The following is a 16,453-nucleotide window of genomic DNA, read 5'->3' on the forward strand; positions in this document are numbered from 1 at the left end:
TCTTGAACGGCGGCGGGGCTGAACGAGGGTAGCTCCGCTGATTTACTCCAGGTGTTCCAGCAAGCGCCGAGCCGCTTCCTGGCCACTGAGCCAGGCCCCTTCGACGCGGCCGGACAGGCACCAGTCGCCACAGGCATACAGGCCCAGGTCGGCGTCGGCCAATGCGCCCCACTCATGGTTGCTGGAGGGGCGTGCATACAGCCAGCGATGGGCGAGGGAGAAATTCGGGGCAGGGACCACGCAGCCGACCAGTTCGGCAAAGCTGCCCCACAGTTGCTCGATCACGGCCTCCTTGGGCAGGTCGATGTGTTGCTTGCTCCAGCTGGAGGTGGCATGCAGCACCCAGGTATCCATATGTTCGTCGCGCCCGGGTTTGCTGCGGTTGCGTGCCAGCCAGTCGAGGGCGCTGTCCTGGACGAAACACCCCTGCATCGGGGTGTCGAGCGGGGTGTCGAAGGCCAGGGCGATGGCCCAGGTCGGGTCCATTTGTACACCCGCAGCGGTGGCGGCGAGCTTGGGGGCAGCACTGAGCAACTGGGTGGCCTGGGGCGCCGGTACAGCGACCACTACCCGGCTGAAGGGGCCATGGCTGCAGCCGTCTGTGTCCTGCAAATGCCAGTATTTCTGGCCGCGATAGACCTCGGCGATGCGGCAGCTGAAATTCACCGTGACGTCCTTGAGCAGGCCGCGGGTGATTGCACTCATGCGCGGCACGCCGACCCAGCGCGTCTGTTCGTCGGGCGAGGGGCTGAGCACGCCGTCCTGATAGTGGTAGAGCTGCGGCTTCCATTCGGCCGCCCAGCCAGCGGCCACCCATTGCTGGAGCTGGTCGACAAAGCGCCGGTCGCGGGCGGTGAAGTACTGGGCGCCGAGATCAAGGGCACCGGCATCGCTACGCTTGCTGGCCATGCGTCCGCCGCTACCGTGGCCTTTGTCGAATAAATGAACGGTCTGCCCGGCCTTTTGCAACGCCTGGGCCGCGGACAGGCCGGCAATACCGGCCCCGATGATGGCAATAGGTACAGTCATGATGGCCTCTTCGAACCTTAGGGTTGCAGACTATGCTGCCCGGCTAACCTGTACAATGCATGGATCATGTATAAGATGATTCCGCTCGTTACCACAGGTTGGCCTATGTTTATCCGAGAGCGATCGGTCAAAAAAGTGCCTTGTTGTTAAAAATAGACCACTGGCGCGCCATGTGAGGACACAGCCATGCATATATTGCTGACCGGCGGTACCGGGTTGATCGGCCAACAGCTGTGTCAGCACTGGCTGGCCCAGGGGCATCGGTTGACGGTCTGGAGTCGCCGCCCTGAACAGGTGGGCAGGCTGTGTGGTGCCGGTGTGCGCGGCATTGCCCGGCTTGAAGACCTGAGCAATGACGACACCCTGGATGCGGTGATCAATCTGGCCGGTGCGCCGATCGCCGACCGCCCCTGGAGCTCCGGGCGCCGCGCGCTATTGTGGGCAAGCAGAATCACCCTGACTGAACAGTTGATAGCCTGGCTTGAGGCGCGCCAGCAACGTCCGCAGGTGCTGATTTCCGGATCGGCGGTCGGTTGGTACGGCGATGGCGGCGAGCGTGAATTGACCGAGGCTTCACAGCCGGTCAAGGAGGATTTCGCCAGCCAGTTGTGCATCGCTTGGGAAGAAACCGCAATGACAGCCCAGGCCTTGGGTATTCGGGTGGTACTGGTGCGTACCGGTCTGGTGCTATCGAGCGAGGGCGGCTTTTTGTCGCGCCTGCGCCTGCCGTTCAAACTGGGGCTGGGCGGGCCTATCGGCGATGGTCGGCAGTGGATGCCGTGGATTCATATACATGACCAGATCGCCCTGATTGATTTTCTCTTGCAGCACAAGGATGCCAGCGGTCCTTATAATGCCTGCGCCCCGGAGCCGGTGCGCAACCGCGAGTTCGCCAAGCGTCTGGGCCGGGCCTTGCACCGCCCGGCGTTGATGCCGTTGCCGGCGCTGGTGCTCAAGGCCGGGCTTGGCGAGCTGTCGACCCTGCTGCTGGGTGGGCAACGGGCGCGGCCGGTACGTTTGCTGGCGGCCGGTTTTACCTTCCGCTTCAATGATCTGCAATCGGCCCTGGACGAACTGTCCAGCCGCCTCTGAAATAGGACGTTGCATGACCGATCACGCTTTGCTGCTGGTCAACCTGGGTTCACCGGCCTCCACTTCTGTCGCCGACGTGCGCCGGTACCTCAATCAGTTTCTGATGGACCCTTATGTCATCGACCTGCCGTGGCCGGTGCGGCGCCTGCTGGTGTCGCTGATCCTGATCAAGCGCCCGGAGCAGTCGGCCCATGCCTATGCCTCGATCTGGTGGGACGAGGGTTCGCCACTGGTGGTGCTGACCCGCCGCCTGCAGGCAGCCATGCGCGAGCAATGGACACACGGCCCGGTGGAAATCGCCATGCGCTACGGCGAGCCTTCGCTGCCGACGGTGCTGGCGCGCCTGGCAGCCCAGGGGGTGAAGAACGTCACCCTCGCACCGCTTTATCCACAATTTGCCGACAGCACCGTGACCACGGTTGTCGAGCAGGCTAAACAGGTAATTGCCGAGCAGAAGCTGCCGATCGAGATGGCGATTCTGCAGCCGTTCTACGACAAACCCGAGTACATCGATGCCCTGGTGGCCAGTGCACAGCCTTATCTGCAGCAGGATTACGATCACCTGTTGTTGAGTTTTCATGGGCTGCCCGAGCGGCACCTGAAAAAACTCGATCCGACCGGCAACCATTGTTTCCAGGACGCTGATTGCTGTCGCGATGCTTCGCCCGAGATGCTTGCGGTCTGTTACCGCGGCCAGTGCCTGCGCACCGCCCAGGCCTTTGCGCAGAAGATGGGTATCGCCGACGGCAAGTGGTCGGTGTCGTTTCAGTCGCGGCTGGGGCGGGCGAAGTGGATCGAGCCCTATACCGAAACGCGGCTGGACGAACTGGGCAAGTCTGGGGTGAAAAAGCTGCTGGTGATGTGTCCGGCGTTTGTCGCCGACTGCATCGAGACGCTGGAGGAGATCGGTGATCGTGGGCGCGAGCAGTTTGTCGAGGCGGGCGGCGAAGAGCTGGTGCTGGTGCCGTGCCTGAATGATCACCCGCAGTGGGTACAGGCCTTGAAGGGGATGTGCGAAGAGGCTTGAGGGCCTCATCGCTGGCAAAGCCAGCTCCCACACAAATGGCATGCATTGCCATTGTGGGAGCCGGCGTTGCCGGCGATGGGCCGCGCAGCGGCCCTGACTGGCATTCAGATCAAGGCAACTGATCGTCCAGCGCCTTGTTCTTCCAGCTGTCGTTACCCGGCAGCAGCAGGTTCAGGGCAATAGCCACCACCGCGCACAGGGCGATGCCCTTCAGGCCCCAGTCATCGGGGCCGGTGCCGCTACCGATCAGCACGCCACCGATTCCGAACACCAGGGTCACCGAAACGATCACCAGGTTGCGCGCCTCGCTGAGGTCGATCTTGTGGCGGATCATGGTGTTCATGCCTACCGCCGCGATCGAGCCGAACAGCAGGCAGAGAATGCCGCCCATTACCGGTACCGGAATGCTCTGCAGCAGCGCGCCGAACTTGCCGATGAAGGCCAGGGTGATGGCAAAGATTGCCGCCCAGGTCATGATCTTCGGGTTGTAGTTCTTGGTCAGCATCACCGCGCCGGTCACTTCGGCATAGGTGGTGTTGGGTGGCCCGCCGAACAGGCCGGCAGTGGTGGTGGCGATGCCGTCCCCGAGCAGGGTGCGGTGCAAGCCGGGCTTTTTCAGGTAATCGCGGCCGGTCACGCTGCCAACGGCAATCACGCCGCCGATGTGCTCGATCGCCGGCGCCAGGGCCACCGGTACGATGAACAGGATCGCCTGCCAGTTGAACGCAGGTGCGGTGAAGTGCGGCAGCGCCAGCCATGGCGCGGCGGCGATCTTGGCGGTGTCGACCACGCCAAAGTAGAACGACAGGCCAAAGCCCACCAGCACGCCGGCGATGATCGGCACCAGGCGGAAGATGCCTTTGCCGAACACGGCAACGATCAGGGTGGTCAGCAGTGCCGGCATGGAGATCATCATCGCGGTGCTGTAGGGCAGCAGCTCGGTGCCGTCACCGGCCTTGCCCATGGCCATGTTGGCGGCAATCGGCGCCATTGCCAGGCCGATGGAGATGATCACCGGGCCAATCACTACCGGCGGCAGCAAGCGGTCGATAAAGCCGGTGCCTTTGATTTTTACCGCAAGGCCGAGGAAGGTGTAGACGAAACCTGCTGCCATTACCCCGCCCATGGTCTCGGCCAGGCCGAACTGGCCCTTGGCAAGGATGATCGGGGTAATGAACGCGAAGCTCGAAGCCAGGAACACCGGCACCTGGCGACCGGTAACCACCTGAAACAGCAGAGTTCCCAGACCCGCCGTGAACAGCGCGACGTTGGGGTCAAGGCCGGTAATCAGCGGCATCAGTACCAGCGCGCCGAAGGCGACGAAGAGCATCTGCGCGCCAGAGACGACCTGGCGCCAGAGCGGGTCGTTGAACTCATCCTGCATGTTCAGGCGTCCTTCTGCTTGGTGCCGAAAATCTTGTCACCGGCATCGCCCAGGCCAGGGATGATGTAACCGTGTTCGTTCAGGCGCTGGTCGATCGAGGCGGTGTAGATCTGCACGTCCGGGTGGGCTTTTTCCACCACGGCGATGCCTTCGGGCGCGGCGACCAGGACCATGGCGCGGATGTCCTTGCACCCGGCTTTCTTCAGCAGGTCGATGGTGGCGACCATCGAGCCGCCGGTGGCCAGCATCGGGTCGATAATCAGGGCCAGGCGTTCGTTGATTTCCGGGGCGAGTTTTTCCAGGTAGGTGTGCGCTTCGAGGGTTTCCTCGTTGCGGGCCACGCCAACGGCGCTGACCTTGGCGCCCGGAATCAGGCTGAGCACGCCATCGAGCATGCCGATGCCGGCACGCAGGATCGGTACTACAGTGATTTTCTTGCCAGCGATTTTCTCGACCTGGACCTTGCCGCACCAGCCATCGATTTCATAGCTTTCCAGGGGCAGGTCTTTGGTGGCTTCGTAGGTCAGGAGCGTACCGACTTCCTGGGCGAGCTCGCGAAAATTCTTGGTGCTGATGTCGGCGCGACGCATCAGGCCGAGCTTGTGGCGGATCAGCGGGTGACGGATCTCACGGGTAGGCATAGGGAAAGGCTCCGGGGGGCGGGCAAAAAAACCGCGCTAGATTAATCTATTCAGCCATGCATGTCCTCAGACTTACTGGACGTTAGTCCAGAAATGCTTGATCTGATGCGACGGGATGCGTACCTTTGCCCGCTTTTCTCAATTGCCGCCCCTTGGAGAGCGCCATGTCCGCCGATCTCGAGCACATCCGTCAAGTCATGCGCGAGGCTGACTGCCTGCACACCGAAGCCGAAGTCGAGGCAGCCATCGCCCGCGTGGGCGCGCAGATCACCGAAGTGCTGGCCGATAGCAACCCGGTAGTGTTCTGCGTGATGAACGGCGGCCTGATCTTCGCCGGCAAGCTGTTGACTCATCTGCAGTTCCCGCTGGAATCGTCCTACTTGCACGCCACCCGCTACCGCAACCAGACCAGCGGCGGCGACCTGTTCTGGAAGGCCAAGCCGGAAGTTTCGTTCATTGATCGTGATGTGCTGATCATCGACGACATCCTTGATGAAGGTCATACCCTTAGCGCTATTATCGACTTCTGCAAGCACGCCGGTGCCCGTGCCGTGCATACTGCCGTACTGATCGACAAGGACCATGATCGCAAGGCCAGCGCCGACCTCAAGGCCGACTTCTGCGGCTTGAGCTGCGTCGACCGCTACGTGTTCGGTTATGGTATGGACTACAAAGGTTACTGGCGTAACGCCAACGGTATCTACGCGGTTAAAGGACTCTGACTTCCAATCGCGGGGCAAGCCGAGGCGCCGCAGCGCCGCTCTCACATAACCTGTGAGAGCGGCTTGCCCCGCGATCATCGGCCCATGCTAGAGTGCCAGGCTGCCCCCAAGGAGCCTGACATGCGTGCGATCTTCCCCCTGTTGTTCCTGCTGAGCATGCCGCTGGCCGCAGCGCCCCTGCATAGCCAGTTCCTGCCGCCCGATGATCTTGGGCTGCGCAAGGAAGCTGCTGAGTCACAGCAGCTGCTGCAGGTCACCAGCTACTCCGTAGTGGTCGGCAACCAGCGCCAGTCCAACCAGCAGCCTATCCCGGTGACCTCACCGTTGATCCTGCGCCTCAAAGGCAAGCCGCTGAGCAAGGGCGCGACCATCAGCCAGGTGTTGATCAGCTTCGATGCCGAAAGCAAAAGCCTGAAAAAGCCGGTGTTCGATGACAAGAGCAAGACTCTGACGCTGAACTACCCGCTGGCCCAGTACCGGGTCATGCTCGATCTGCTGCGCAACGATACGGTCTATGTGCAGTTCCTCAGCTACCCCAATGGTCACATCTGGGCCGATCTGCACACCGGTAGCGTACGCGCGCGTTGAGTGCCGGCGCTGCCCGGGGGTAAACTGCCGACCCGTGAAAATGTCCGTGATGGTTCAGTTGGAGTCGGCAATGCGTAAAGACAAGAAGCAAGTGATTGGTGATGAGATCAGCGACGACTACGTCAAGTCGTTCCTCCAGTACGAGCCGGCTGATAACGTCACTTCGCCGTCGCTGCACAAGCTGATCAAGGGCTACCGCGGCCTGCGCATCGATGACTTCGAGCGCTATGTCGGCTTCTTCGTCGAGGCTGGCTTTGACCTGGACGGCAAGGACGAGCACGGCCAGACTTTTGTCGAGATCATCAAGGATCAGCGTAACGCCGCCGACTACATCGAGATCATCGACAAGGCCCGCAGCTGAAAACAGCGCCCATAAAAAAACGCCCCGAAGGGCGTTTTTTTATGCCGGCAAGTTACGCGTAGCTCTGCGCCGGGCTGTTCTCGACCAGGCCCAGGGCCTCGTCGTTGTACGCACTGATCTTGTGGTACAGGGCAGCGTCGGTGGCCAGGACCTTTTCCCGGGCCGGGAAAATTTCCTTGAGCTTGGCAGCCCAGGCGCCTTTGGCTTGCTCGGGGAAGCAGCGCTCGATCAGTTCCAGCATGATCGACACGGTCACCGAAGCACCTGGCGAAGCACCGAGCAGGGCGGCCAGGGAGCCGTCCTTGGCTGCAACCAGTTCGGTACCGAACTGCAGGATGCCGCCTTTTTTCGGGTCTTTCTTGATGATCTGCACGCGTTGGCCAGCCACTTCCAGGCGCCAGTCCTCGGCCTTGGCTTCGGGGTAGAAGCGGCGCAGGGACTCCAGGCGCTGCTCCATCGACTGCATCACTTCGCTGACCAGGTACTTGGTCAGGTCCATGTTGTCGCGGGCCACGGCCAGCATCGGGCCAATGTTGCCCATGCGTACCGACAGCGGCAGGTCGAGGAACGAGCCGTGCTTGAGGAACTTGGTGGTGAAGCCGGCATACGGGCCGAACAGCAGCGAGGTCTTGCCGTCAACTACGCGGGTATCCAGGTGCGGTACCGACATGGGTGGCGAACCGACCGCGGCCTGGCTGTAGACCTTGGCCTGGTGGTGCTTGACCACTTCAGGGTTGTCGCAACGCAGCCACTGGCCGCTGACCGGGAAACCGCCAAAGCCCTTGCTCTCCTCGATACCCGACAGTTGCAGCAGCGGCAGGGCCGCGCCACCGGCGCCGAGGAACACGAAGCGGGCGTCGACTTCACGGCTGCTGCCGCTGTTGACGTCCTTGATGCTGACGGTCCAGCCGCTGCCGTTACGGCGCAGGCCGGTGACCTTCTTGCAGTACTTGACCTGCGCCTGGGGCGCGTTGGCCAGGTGCTTGAGCAGCTTGTTGGTCAGCGCGCCGAAGTTGACGTCGGTGCCTTTCATGACGCGGGTGGCGGCGATCTGCTGGTCGGCGGGGCGACCCGGCATCATCAGCGGCATCCACTCGTTCATCACCGCCTTGTCTTCGGTGTATTCCATCTCGGCGAAGGCATGGTGCTGCTTGAGCAGCTCGAAACGTTTCTTGAGGAAGCTGATGCCCTTTTCGCCTTCGACGTAGCTCAGGTGCGGCACGGGGTTGATGAACGCCCGTGGCGAGCTGAACGCGCCTTTTTTGCTCAGGTAAGCCCAGAACTGCCGGGAAACCTCGAACTGGGTGTTGATATGCACCGCTTTCTTGATATCGATGCTGCCGTCGGCGGCCTGTGGCGTGTAGTTCAGTTCACACAGCCCGGCATGGCCGGTCCCGGCGTTGTTCCACGGGTTGGAACTTTCCGCGGCACCCGAATCCATCAACTCGACGACTTCCAGCTTGATCGCCGGGTCGAGTTCCTTGAGCAGTACGGCCAGGGTGGCACTCATGATGCCTGCCCCTACCAGTACTACATCGACTGCTTCGTTCTGCGCCATTAACGCGTCTCCAAAATCTTCAGCACCAAATTGACAGCATAGGATCCCTGGCTTGCCAGGATCGCCATGTCCGATTCTTCGCAGTTCTTGCAACTTCAGCGGACACCACCAACCGGGCTTTGCGTTGCCTATGAACGCATTTTACAGCCGGTGCGGCAATTCGACTTATGGTCAAGGTATCCGTCGTGCGTTATGGACCGGTTTCAGGCACCCATTGCAAATGAGCGCTGTTGCCAGCTGTTCAGGGCTGTTCGGGACACTTTAGGTGCTTTTGCACATGCCAGACTGTTCATTGCTCGCCACACTCTCGTGAAGTTGTGAAAACCCGTTTTTTCACGCTCTTTTGGAGACGTGAACCTCAAAATGGACTGCGCGATGGCAGACCCGGCAGGTTCAGGCAGGGCAGAGGGCCGAATGACGCAGGCACACTGGCTGGTGCAAGACCTGTGTGGAAGGCTCTCTGTGGGCGGTGGGGGGGATGCGCAATGCTGTGCATTGGCGGTACTGCGAGGCCCGATCAGGAGACGTCCTTATAATCGGGGGGAGATTATAGCGATGTCGCGGGCAGAAAAACTCTTTATTAGCGACTTTTATTGAGGCAAAACTCAGGCGGCGAGGGTGCGTTGCAGCCAGTTTCCGCTGACACGCTTTGAAACACGGGCGTTGGCGGGCAGTGGACGGTTGAGCCAGGCCAGGCGAATTTCGTTGATTTCCACCCAGCCGCTGGTCGCGGGGGCCTGCGCGCACTGCTTGAAGGCCTGGCAATGGCCCTGGGCGTCGAGGCGGGCAAAGCAGCGTTGTGGATTGCGTTTGAACAGCAGGGCCAGGAGCGAGGGCATGGCGGTATCCCTGTGAAGATTTGAGGCAAGGATAACCGGGCAGTGATGAAACGATTGTGACAGCGAACCGTGGCCGCTGCGGCCTGTCTTACTCACTAATGGCACGCCGATAGCTGGGCTGCCTTGTGCTGGTTATACTGGCGGCCTTTGCTGCCTATTCTGGAGAGATGAGCATGTTGCAACGTTTGTTGTTCGGTTTGATCGCGGTGACCAGTCTGACCCTGGCCGGTTGTGCCCACAGCCCGCAACAACTCAGCCCGCAACCGAAACTCACCGCTCAGCTGGCGCCGGTCGGTCATGGCCAGCCGGTGGTGGTCAAGGTGGTCGATGGCCGTGCCTCGCAAACCCTGGGCACCCGTGGCGGCCTGTACCCGGAAACCAGTGCCATCACGGTGACCAGCAACGATATCCTGCCAAAACTGCAGGCCCAGGCCGAAGCTGCTGTGCGGCTGCTGGGCTTCACGCCGACGCCGAATGCCTACAACGCGCCGCAACTGACCGTGACCCTGACCGAGCTCAAGTACCAGTCGCCAAAAGAAGGCATGTACGTGACCGAAGCCACCATCGGTGCGACTTTCAAGGCTGACGTGGCCAACGCCAACCGTCGCTACAGCGGCCGTTACGGCGCCTCGCTCGACCAGCGTTTCGGCATGGCGCCGAACCAGGAAACCAACACCAAGCTGGTGGGTGATGTGCTGAGCGACGCCCTGACCCGTCTGTTCAAGGACCAGGCCGTCGGCCAGATCCTCGGCGAGTAAGCCCAGACAGTAAAAAGCCCGATGCCTGCAGGGTAGGCATCGGGCTTTTGCGTTTCTGGACGCTCAGGCGGCTTCGACGTAGAAATCCAGTACGCTGATGCCGGTAGGACCGTCGACTTCGGGCAGATCATCATGGGCATGTCCGCCCAGGGCGCAGTACACCAGCCATTGGCGGTCCTGGACGTTGAACGCCAGGCCGTCGATCAGCGCCTGCTGCTCGTCGCTCTGGGCGATCAGGTAAAGACGGTCCTGGTTTTCGGCGTGCAGCATGACAAGCTCCGGTGGGTGGCGACGGCCGATAGAGTGGCGTGTCCAGATGACGAGCGTGTGACGCTGCGAATTAATCGTCGTTGGTCGCAAAGGGCAGGCACGGGCGCGGCGCTTGGGTAGAATGCCCGCCGTGTCGAAAGTATCGATGTACTTCTTTTTGAGGTTTTGCGATGTCGTTGCAAGTGATCTGGGGGCTGTTTGCCGCCCATCCGGCCAAGCTGATCAACCTGCTGGCCCTGCTGCTGACCTGCCCGGGCGGCCTGCTGCTGCACAGCGCCCGGCGTCGCGCGGCGCAAACCCTGGCGGGCATGGCCGCCGATGAGGCGGTGGTCGATGGCATGAGCCTGCGCATCAACCGTTTTTACTACATCCTCGGTTTCGCCTTCCTGGCGCTGGCCTTGTTGCTGTCCTGGTTCAGTACCTGGGTGTGATCGGGGCTGCTTCGCAGCCCATCGCTGGCAAGCCGGCTCCCACAGAGTGTTCCTGTGGGCGCTGGCTTGCCAGCGATGCAGGCGACGCGGTGCGACCTAAAGCGCCAACCCCGCCTTGACCCGGTACTGATTGCGTACCGGCGTCGCATACTGCTGCACCAGGAACGGCCGATGCTCGGCCGGGCAAGCGTCCAGGCGGCGCTGCCATTCGGCCTGGGCGCGGGCCAGTTCATCGGCCGGAAACACCTTGGCCGCCACCGGTACTGCCAGCGTCGGGTCGGCATCGGTCCACTGCGCATACGCCAGATAGTGCACCGGGAACAACCGGTAACCGGCCAGAATCTGCCGGTCGATCTCGGCTGCCAGTTGCTTGGTGTCCTCGACGAACTCGCTCACCGGCGGGGCAAAGTTGATGTGTACGCGGCCTTTGTAGCCGGTGATGCCCTGGGCAATGCTGACGTCATCTTCACCTGGCGCCTTGCTGTAGGTGCCGGTGGTGGCGCGGATGTACAGCTCGCGGGCCTTGGCCTGATCGCACGGGTCGTACTCGTAACTGATCGACACCGGGCTCAGGTTCAGCGACTGGATCACTGCGCCGAACGGCTCGTCCTTGCGGCTCATGTGGAACATTTTCAGGATCGCCGAATCGGTCCGGTCATCACCATCCTTGGCCCGGCCTTCGGCCTGGGCGATCCAGATCGACTGGCAGTCATTGCGGATCGAATGGTTGATGTAGGCCGACAGCAACTGGTAAGCGGCAAGCTTTTCCCGGCGGCCGGTGATCGAGCGGTGCACGATAAAGCTCTTGTTCAGGCGCATCATGTCGCTGACGAACGGCTTTTGCAGCAGGTTGTCGCCAATGGCAATGCGCGGGGTAGGCAGGCCGGCGTGGTAGACGGCATAGTTGACGAACGCCGGGTCCATGACGATATCGCGATGGTTGGCCAGGAACAGGTAGGCGGTACCGGCCTTGAGCTGCTCTACACCGGTATAGGTCACGCCGTCGGTTGCCCGCTCGATGGTGTGGTCGACGTAGTATTCGACCTTGTCCTGCAGCGTCGAGACGCAGCTGACCCCGGCAAACTCTTTGCGCAGGCGTCGGGCGATCAACGGCTTGAGCAGCCAGCCGAAGGCTCCGGCCATGCGCGGGAAGCGGAAGTGGGTGAGGATATCGAGGAATGCCGGGTCGCTGAGCAGCCGTGCCAGAACGGCAGGGACTTCAGCGTCGTCGTACGGTCGGATGGCATCGAATTCGCCCATCATGCTCTCTTGTTGGAAACGGCTAGGGTAATAGGTAGGGCCGGGGTCTGAAAAACGGCTCAGACACACTCAGGGCCTGTAAATAGACCGGCAATTATACGCACAAGTCACTCGGGAGGCCGCGATGCTGGAGACAGCGATCTACGATTGTCCTTATTGTGGTGAAGAAGTCGAGACGACGGTGGACCTGTCGGGCGGCGATCAGGAGTACATCGAGGACTGCCAGGTGTGCTGCAAGCCGATCCGCTTCGTGCTGCAGGTGCATGGCGAGGAATGGATGCTGGACGTTTATGGTGAGAATGACTGATGCAGCGAATTTACGAGCCTGAAAGCCTGCTGGAAGCGCAAATGCTTATCGGCATGCTCGCCAGTGAAGGCATCACCGTGCACCTGGTCGGTCGCGACCTGATGGGCGCCATGGGCGACCTGCCGATGCACGGTCTGTTGGGCCTGGCGGTGGCTGATGAGCAGGCCGCCTGCGCACGCGAGCTGATCGCCGCGTACAATAGCGCCCAGCCACTTGTGGGCGACGAACCGGAGAACCTCCCCGGAACCCTGATTTGCTAGGTTTTTGCCCCTCATGTGTGGACGTTATGCGCTGTTTCGCTGGTCTCCCGCCTTTGCTGCGTTGCCGGGATTTCCCAGTGACCAGCAGGCGCAATGGAACATCTCCCCCGGTGCCTCGGTGCTGATCCAGCGCCGTCTCGACGATGGCCAGATGGAACTGGCGCGGGCGCGCTGGGGGCTGACTCCGGCCTGGCTCACCGACTTGTCACGCACCCCGGCCCATGCCCGGGCCGAGACCCTGGCCGAACAGCCGATGTTCCGTGAGGCCTTTCGCCTGCGCCGCTGCCTGTTGCCGGCCAACGGTTTTTACGAATGGCGTGGCACCCAGCGCAAGCGCCCCTACTGGTTGACGCCGGGGGAGGGCTCCTCGTTGTTTTTTGCCGCGATCTGGGAGGCGTATCCGGTGCAGGATCAGGTCTGGCTGAGCACCGCGGTGGTGACCCAGGCGGCGATGACCCAGCGACGGCCGCTGATTCTTGATGCCGCCGGGCAAGCGGCGTGGCTTGATCCCCAGACCCCGCCGGCGCGCTTGTACGAATTGCTGGCGGGCGGCCAGGCACCGCTGCGCGAGCGGGTGCTGGCCAATTTCGTCAACGATCCCAAGCTCAATGGGCCGGAGTGCTTGACCCCGGCTTGAGGGGGCTGGAAAGGGCTTCGCCGGCAAGGCCGGCTGCCACAATGGAGTGTGTACTGACCCTGTGGGAGCTGGCCTTGCCAGCGATGGGCTGCGAAGCAGCCCCAAGGCCTCACACTCTGAACTGGTTGATCAACCGCCGCTGCTGCTCGGCCAGCTTGGTCAGCTCGGCACTGGCGGTGCTTGACTCATCGGCGCCGCCCGCCACTTCGTTGGCCACCTGGCCGATATTGATCACGTTGCGGTTGATATCCTCGGCTACCGCGCTCTGTTCTTCGGCTGCACTGGCTATCTGCGTGTTCATGTCGTTGATCACCGATACCGCCTGGGTGATGCTCTCCAGGGCTTCGGCGGCGCGCGCCGCTTGCTGCACGCTGTCGTCGGTCTTGCCCTGGCTGTCTTCCATGACGCGCACCACATCGCGGGTACCCTGCTGCAGTTGCTGGATCATCTGCTGGATTTCTTCAGTGGCCTGCTGGGTTTTCTGCGCCAGGTTACGCACCTCGTCGGCCACCACGGCAAAACCACGGCCCTGTTCACCGGCGCGCGCTGCCTCGATCGCGGCGTTGAGCGCCAGCAAGTTGGTCTGTTCGGCAATCGCGCGGATGGCGATAAGGATGGCGTTGATGTTCTCGCTGTCGCGGGCCAGGGTTTGCACCACGCCGACAGCGCGGCCGATTTCCTCGGCCAGGGCGCTGATCGAATGGGAGGTGTTGCGCACGATTTCCAGGCCCTGGTGGGCGGCCTGATCGGCGTTGTTGGCGGCCTGGGCCGCATGGGTGGCGTTGCGCGCAACGTCCTGGGCGGTGGCGGTCATCTCGTGCACGGCGGTGGCCACCAGGTCGATTTCGGCCATTTGCTTGTGCACGCCCTGGTTGGTGCGGATGGCGATGTCGGCGGTGTGCTCCGAGGAGTCGCTGACCTTCTGCACCGAGGCCACCACCTGGCTGATCATCGCCTGCAGCTTGCTCAGGAAAGTGTTGAAGCCCTTGGCGATCGAGCCCAGTTCATCGGCGCGGTCGCTGCTCAGGCGGCGGGTCAGGTCGCCTTCGCCCTGGGCGATGTCATCGAGCATCGCCACCATCTGCCGCAGTGGTCGGGCGATGCCGTGGGCCAGCAGCCAGATCACCAGCAGGCCCAGCGCGGCGATGCCCAGGCCTACCAGGGTCATGCCGGTGATGTCGGTGCTGCGCTGGGCGCTGAGGTCGCTTTGCAGTTTTTCCACATCGGCCATCACTGCGCTGATCGGCAGCTCCAGCAGCAGGGTCCAGCGGGCGTCGGTATTGGCAATCTTGAATGGCAGGTACAGCTCGATGCGGCCAGCGCTCTTGTCGACTTCGTAGTGCAGGTTTTCGCCGCTCAGTTGCGCCAGGGTGCCGGCGGCATTGGCGTCGAGAGCGTCGCTGGCTTTTTCGCCGAACTTGCCCGGGTCCTTGGTAAAGGCCACCAGGCGGCCGTTGCCGGACACCAGCGCCAGTTCGCCGGCCCCGTCATAGAGCTGGCGGTCGGCGGTATTGAGCAGTTCCTGGATGAAGTTCACCGACAGGTCGGCGCCGGCAATGCCCTGGAACTTGCCGTCGATCATGATCGGCTCGACGAACGAGGCGAGCATCACCACCTTGTCGCCTACCTTGTAAGGTGCCGGGTCGATAACGCAGGCTTTTTTCGACTCCCGTGGGCACAGGTAGTACTCACTGGCGCGCACGCCGGTGGCGAGGACGGTCTGGTCATTGACGTCGGCCAGCTTGTCCAGGCCCAGGCTGCCGTCTTCGTTGCGGAACCACCAGGGCAGGAAGCGCCCGGTGGCACTGTCGATACCGGTGACCGAGGTGCCGACGAAGCGCGCGTCATCGTGGTCCAGGGCATTGCTCTCCCAGCCCAGGTAGGTGCCGAGAATCAGCGGGTTGGTCAGCGCCGTCTGCTTGAGCAGGGCAATCATTTGCTCGCGTTCGATCTTCAGCAGGGCATTGCCGTTGCTGTCCTGCATGCCAAGCATGGCGTTGCTGGTAGCCAGGCCGCGGGCGATCAGCAGGGGCGCTTCCAGGCCGCGCTGGATTTCGCTGACCTGGGTCCGCGCCAGGGCGGTCAGGCGCTGCTCGATCACCGCCTCGAACTGCTGCTGAGTGCGGGTTTGCACCAGTTCCTGGGTGCGTTCGCCGGCATACACGGCGTAGAGCACCAGAGCGGCAACAATGCTCAGGACAATGGCACCAGCCAGGGCGGCGACGGAAAACTGGATCGACCGGAACTTCATGTGGGGCTCCAAGCGCAAGGAAAGGCGTCTGCCTTGCGTTATCGGCCCGGCGGGGCGAAAGCATGAGCACCGTCTGGAGAAATCTTCATCAGGGATATGGCGGGCTCAAGCGAGTCGGCCTAGGATACGCGGCATGTTCGAAGGGAGTGTTTTCATGCGTAAGTCATTTGTAATCGGTGCATTGAGCGCCAGCGTCCTGCTTGCTGGCTGCCAGGCGGTGAACACCACCAGCGGCGGCGCCGTGGGTGTCGAGCGTAAGCAATATATGTTCAGCATGCTGTCGACCGATGAAGTCAACCAGATGTACGCCCAGTCCTACCAGCAGACCCTGGGTGAGGCTTCGAGCAAGGGTGTGCTCGATAAGAGCAGCGCCAATGCCAAGCGCGTGCAGACCATCGCCAATCGCCTGATTGCCCAGGCACCGCAATTCCGCCCGGATGCGGCACAGTGGAACTGGGAAGTGAACCTGATCAAGAGCGACGAGCTCAACGCCAACTGCGGGCCTGGCGGCAAGATCTTCGTGTACAACGGCCTGATCGACAAACTCAAGCTGACCGATGACGAGCTGGCTGCGGTGATGGGCCATGAAATCGCCCACGCCTTGCGCGAGCATGGCCGTGAAGCGATGTCCAAGGCCTATGGTGTGCAGATGGCCCGCCAGGGCGCGGGAGCCTTGCTGGGCCTGGGCCAGGACAGCCTGGCAATTGCCGACACCGTGGTGCAATACAGCCTGACCCTGCCCAACAGCCGGGCTAACGAGAACGAAGCCGACCTGATCGGCCTGGAACTGGCCGCCCGAGCCGGTTACAACCCGAATGCAGCCATCAGCCTGTGGGACAAGATGGCTCAGGCCTCGGGCGGTTCGCAGCCGGAGTTCATGAGCACTCACCCGGCCTCGGCGAGCCGCCAGGCGTCGTTGCAGGCGGCGATTCCGAAGGTGATGCCGTTGTACGAACAGGCCCGCAAGTAAGTTATAGCCGGGGCCGCGCTGCGGCCCATCGCCGGCAAGACCGGCGCCCACAGGGTTCTGTGTATACA

Annotated in this window: 19 protein-coding genes and 1 pseudogene; 11 read left to right on the plus strand and 9 right to left on the minus strand. The window is 62.2% G+C overall.

Features of this window, described 5'->3' with window-relative positions:
* Positions 1–42: 42 nt before the first annotated feature.
* Positions 43–1,029, minus strand: coding sequence for an NAD(P)/FAD-dependent oxidoreductase (locus KHO53_RS14355; protein WP_010225750.1), 987 nt, complete (start codon positions 1,027–1,029; stop codon positions 43–45).
* Between the two features lie 186 nt (positions 1,030–1,215).
* On the opposite strand from KHO53_RS14355, the gene KHO53_RS14360 reads away from it, so the two are divergent.
* Entirely contained in the window at positions 1,216–2,121 is a 906-nt protein-coding gene (locus KHO53_RS14360; RefSeq protein ID WP_010225752.1) for a TIGR01777 family oxidoreductase, read from the plus strand.
* A 13-nt stretch (positions 2,122–2,134) separates the two neighbouring features.
* Positions 2,135–3,148, plus strand: a complete 1,014-nt coding sequence (hemH, locus tag KHO53_RS14365) for a ferrochelatase (protein WP_010225754.1) — start codon at positions 2,135–2,137, stop codon at positions 3,146–3,148.
* A gap of 109 nt (positions 3,149–3,257) precedes the next feature.
* On the opposite strand, the gene KHO53_RS14370 is transcribed toward hemH, so the two are convergent.
* Together KHO53_RS14370 and upp are read right to left on the minus strand one after the other, a co-directional pair.
* A complete protein-coding gene (locus tag KHO53_RS14370; protein WP_010225756.1) occupies positions 3,258–4,532 on the minus strand; it encodes a uracil-xanthine permease family protein in 1,275 nt (424 codons plus the stop codon).
* A 2-nt stretch (positions 4,533–4,534) separates the two neighbouring features.
* On the minus strand, positions 4,535–5,173 hold the full coding sequence (gene upp, locus KHO53_RS14375; protein WP_010225757.1) for a uracil phosphoribosyltransferase: 639 nt from the start codon (positions 5,171–5,173) through the stop codon (positions 4,535–4,537).
* A gap of 164 nt (positions 5,174–5,337) precedes the next feature.
* On the opposite strand from upp, the gene KHO53_RS14380 reads away from it, so the two are divergent.
* From KHO53_RS14380 to KHO53_RS14390, 3 genes are all read left to right on the plus strand, one after another.
* The gene (locus KHO53_RS14380) at positions 5,338–5,895 is read left to right on the plus strand and encodes a hypoxanthine-guanine phosphoribosyltransferase (protein WP_010225758.1); all 558 of its coding nucleotides are present in this window, start codon (positions 5,338–5,340) and stop codon (positions 5,893–5,895) included.
* Positions 5,896–6,015: 120 nt separating this feature from the next.
* Positions 6,016–6,483, plus strand: coding sequence for a hypothetical protein (locus KHO53_RS14385; RefSeq protein ID WP_010225760.1), 468 nt, complete (start codon positions 6,016–6,018; stop codon positions 6,481–6,483).
* 70 nt (positions 6,484–6,553) lie between these two features.
* Positions 6,554–6,844 carry a PA4642 family protein gene (locus KHO53_RS14390; protein WP_010225761.1) on the plus strand — a complete coding sequence of 97 codons (291 nt, stop codon included), beginning with the start codon at positions 6,554–6,556 and terminating at the stop codon, positions 6,842–6,844.
* Positions 6,845–6,896: 52 nt separating this feature from the next.
* Here the strand turns inward: KHO53_RS14390 and mqo are convergent, their stop codons facing one another.
* Positions 6,897–8,402: a malate dehydrogenase (quinone) gene (mqo, locus tag KHO53_RS14395; protein ID WP_010225762.1), complete on the minus strand. Its 1,506-nt coding sequence runs from the start codon at positions 8,400–8,402 to the stop codon at positions 6,897–6,899.
* A 605-nt stretch (positions 8,403–9,007) separates the two neighbouring features.
* Positions 9,008–9,241 carry a hypothetical protein gene (locus tag KHO53_RS14400; protein WP_010225763.1) on the minus strand — a complete coding sequence of 78 codons (234 nt, stop codon included), beginning with the start codon at positions 9,239–9,241 and terminating at the stop codon, positions 9,008–9,010.
* Positions 9,242–9,414: 173 nt separating this feature from the next.
* On the opposite strand from KHO53_RS14400, the gene KHO53_RS14405 reads away from it, so the two are divergent.
* Positions 9,415–9,999, plus strand: a complete 585-nt coding sequence (locus KHO53_RS14405) for a YajG family lipoprotein (protein ID WP_010225764.1) — start codon at positions 9,415–9,417, stop codon at positions 9,997–9,999.
* A 63-nt stretch (positions 10,000–10,062) separates the two neighbouring features.
* Here the strand turns inward: KHO53_RS14405 and KHO53_RS14410 are convergent, their stop codons facing one another.
* On the minus strand, positions 10,063–10,269 hold the full coding sequence (locus KHO53_RS14410; protein WP_010225766.1) for a hypothetical protein: 207 nt from the start codon (positions 10,267–10,269) through the stop codon (positions 10,063–10,065).
* Positions 10,270–10,439: 170 nt separating this feature from the next.
* On the opposite strand from KHO53_RS14410, the gene KHO53_RS14415 reads away from it, so the two are divergent.
* Positions 10,440–10,700 carry a hypothetical protein gene (locus KHO53_RS14415; protein WP_036993845.1) on the plus strand — a complete coding sequence of 87 codons (261 nt, stop codon included), beginning with the start codon at positions 10,440–10,442 and terminating at the stop codon, positions 10,698–10,700.
* A 96-nt stretch (positions 10,701–10,796) separates the two neighbouring features.
* Here the strand turns inward: KHO53_RS14415 and KHO53_RS14420 are convergent, their stop codons facing one another.
* On the minus strand, positions 10,797–11,960 hold the full coding sequence (locus KHO53_RS14420; RefSeq protein WP_026001466.1) for a 1-acyl-sn-glycerol-3-phosphate acyltransferase: 1,164 nt from the start codon (positions 11,958–11,960) through the stop codon (positions 10,797–10,799).
* Positions 11,961–12,084: 124 nt separating this feature from the next.
* On the opposite strand from KHO53_RS14420, the gene KHO53_RS14425 reads away from it, so the two are divergent.
* From KHO53_RS14425 to KHO53_RS14435, 3 genes are read left to right on the plus strand one after another with little or no spacing between them, the layout of a single operon-like run.
* Positions 12,085–12,267, plus strand: coding sequence for a CPXCG motif-containing cysteine-rich protein (locus KHO53_RS14425; protein WP_010225771.1), 183 nt, complete (start codon positions 12,085–12,087; stop codon positions 12,265–12,267).
* Complete coding sequence (locus KHO53_RS14430) at positions 12,267–12,527, plus strand: putative signal transducing protein (protein WP_010225772.1); 261 nt, start codon at positions 12,267–12,269, stop codon at positions 12,525–12,527. Before KHO53_RS14425 ends, KHO53_RS14430 begins: the two co-directional genes overlap by 1 nt.
* 13 nt (positions 12,528–12,540) lie before the next feature.
* A complete protein-coding gene (locus KHO53_RS14435; protein WP_010225773.1) occupies positions 12,541–13,164 on the plus strand; it encodes an SOS response-associated peptidase in 624 nt (207 codons plus the stop codon).
* 109 nt (positions 13,165–13,273) lie between these two features.
* On the opposite strand, the gene KHO53_RS26000 is transcribed toward KHO53_RS14435, so the two are convergent.
* Positions 13,274–14,116 (minus strand): methyl-accepting chemotaxis protein, encoded by an 843-nt coding sequence (locus KHO53_RS26000; protein WP_502937696.1) that lies wholly within the window; start codon positions 14,114–14,116, stop codon positions 13,274–13,276.
* A 12-nt stretch (positions 14,117–14,128) separates the two neighbouring features.
* Positions 14,129–15,415 (minus strand): annotated as a pseudogene (locus KHO53_RS26005) (methyl-accepting chemotaxis protein); the annotation flags it as partial.
* A 154-nt stretch (positions 15,416–15,569) separates the two neighbouring features.
* Between KHO53_RS26005 and KHO53_RS14445 the strand changes: the two are divergent.
* Positions 15,570–16,385, plus strand: coding sequence for a M48 family metallopeptidase (locus KHO53_RS14445; protein WP_213570439.1), 816 nt, complete (start codon positions 15,570–15,572; stop codon positions 16,383–16,385).
* Positions 16,386–16,453: the final 68 nt, after the last annotated feature.

Source organism: Pseudomonas sp. RC2C2, from assembly GCF_018390435.1.
Taxonomy (GTDB): domain Bacteria; phylum Pseudomonadota; class Gammaproteobacteria; order Pseudomonadales; family Pseudomonadaceae; genus Aquipseudomonas; species Aquipseudomonas donghuensis.

What these genes read in the sequence shown, in the direction of transcription:
- KHO53_RS14355 (WP_010225750.1), bottom strand. Translation starts at nt 1,029, where the DNA reads ATGACTGTACCTATTGCCATCATCGGGGCCGGTATTGCCGGCCTGTCC.
- KHO53_RS14360 (WP_010225752.1), top strand. Translation starts at nt 1,216, where the DNA reads ATGCATATATTGCTGACCGGCGGTACCGGGTTGATCGGCCAACAGCTG.
- hemH (WP_010225754.1), top strand. Translation starts at nt 2,135, where the DNA reads ATGACCGATCACGCTTTGCTGCTGGTCAACCTGGGTTCACCGGCCTCC.
- KHO53_RS14370 (WP_010225756.1), bottom strand. Translation starts at nt 4,532, where the DNA reads ATGCAGGATGAGTTCAACGACCCGCTCTGGCGCCAGGTCGTCTCTGGC.
- upp (WP_010225757.1), bottom strand. Translation starts at nt 5,173, where the DNA reads ATGCCTACCCGTGAGATCCGTCACCCGCTGATCCGCCACAAGCTCGGC.
- KHO53_RS14380 (WP_010225758.1), top strand. Translation starts at nt 5,338, where the DNA reads ATGTCCGCCGATCTCGAGCACATCCGTCAAGTCATGCGCGAGGCTGAC.
- KHO53_RS14385 (WP_010225760.1), top strand. Translation starts at nt 6,016, where the DNA reads ATGCGTGCGATCTTCCCCCTGTTGTTCCTGCTGAGCATGCCGCTGGCC.
- KHO53_RS14390 (WP_010225761.1), top strand. Translation starts at nt 6,554, where the DNA reads ATGCGTAAAGACAAGAAGCAAGTGATTGGTGATGAGATCAGCGACGAC.
- mqo (WP_010225762.1), bottom strand. Translation starts at nt 8,402, where the DNA reads ATGGCGCAGAACGAAGCAGTCGATGTAGTACTGGTAGGGGCAGGCATC.
- KHO53_RS14400 (WP_010225763.1), bottom strand. Translation starts at nt 9,241, where the DNA reads ATGCCCTCGCTCCTGGCCCTGCTGTTCAAACGCAATCCACAACGCTGC.
- KHO53_RS14405 (WP_010225764.1), top strand. Translation starts at nt 9,415, where the DNA reads ATGTTGCAACGTTTGTTGTTCGGTTTGATCGCGGTGACCAGTCTGACC.
- KHO53_RS14410 (WP_010225766.1), bottom strand. Translation starts at nt 10,269, where the DNA reads ATGCTGCACGCCGAAAACCAGGACCGTCTTTACCTGATCGCCCAGAGC.
- KHO53_RS14415 (WP_036993845.1), top strand. Translation starts at nt 10,440, where the DNA reads ATGTCGTTGCAAGTGATCTGGGGGCTGTTTGCCGCCCATCCGGCCAAG.
- KHO53_RS14420 (WP_026001466.1), bottom strand. Translation starts at nt 11,960, where the DNA reads ATGGGCGAATTCGATGCCATCCGACCGTACGACGACGCTGAAGTCCCT.
- KHO53_RS14425 (WP_010225771.1), top strand. Translation starts at nt 12,085, where the DNA reads ATGCTGGAGACAGCGATCTACGATTGTCCTTATTGTGGTGAAGAAGTC.
- KHO53_RS14430 (WP_010225772.1), top strand. Translation starts at nt 12,267, where the DNA reads ATGCAGCGAATTTACGAGCCTGAAAGCCTGCTGGAAGCGCAAATGCTT.
- KHO53_RS14435 (WP_010225773.1), top strand. Translation starts at nt 12,541, where the DNA reads ATGTGTGGACGTTATGCGCTGTTTCGCTGGTCTCCCGCCTTTGCTGCG.
- KHO53_RS26000 (WP_502937696.1), bottom strand. Translation starts at nt 14,116, where the DNA reads ATGATCAGCCAGGTGGTGGCCTCGGTGCAGAAGGTCAGCGACTCCTCG.
- KHO53_RS14445 (WP_213570439.1), top strand. Translation starts at nt 15,570, where the DNA reads ATGCGTAAGTCATTTGTAATCGGTGCATTGAGCGCCAGCGTCCTGCTT.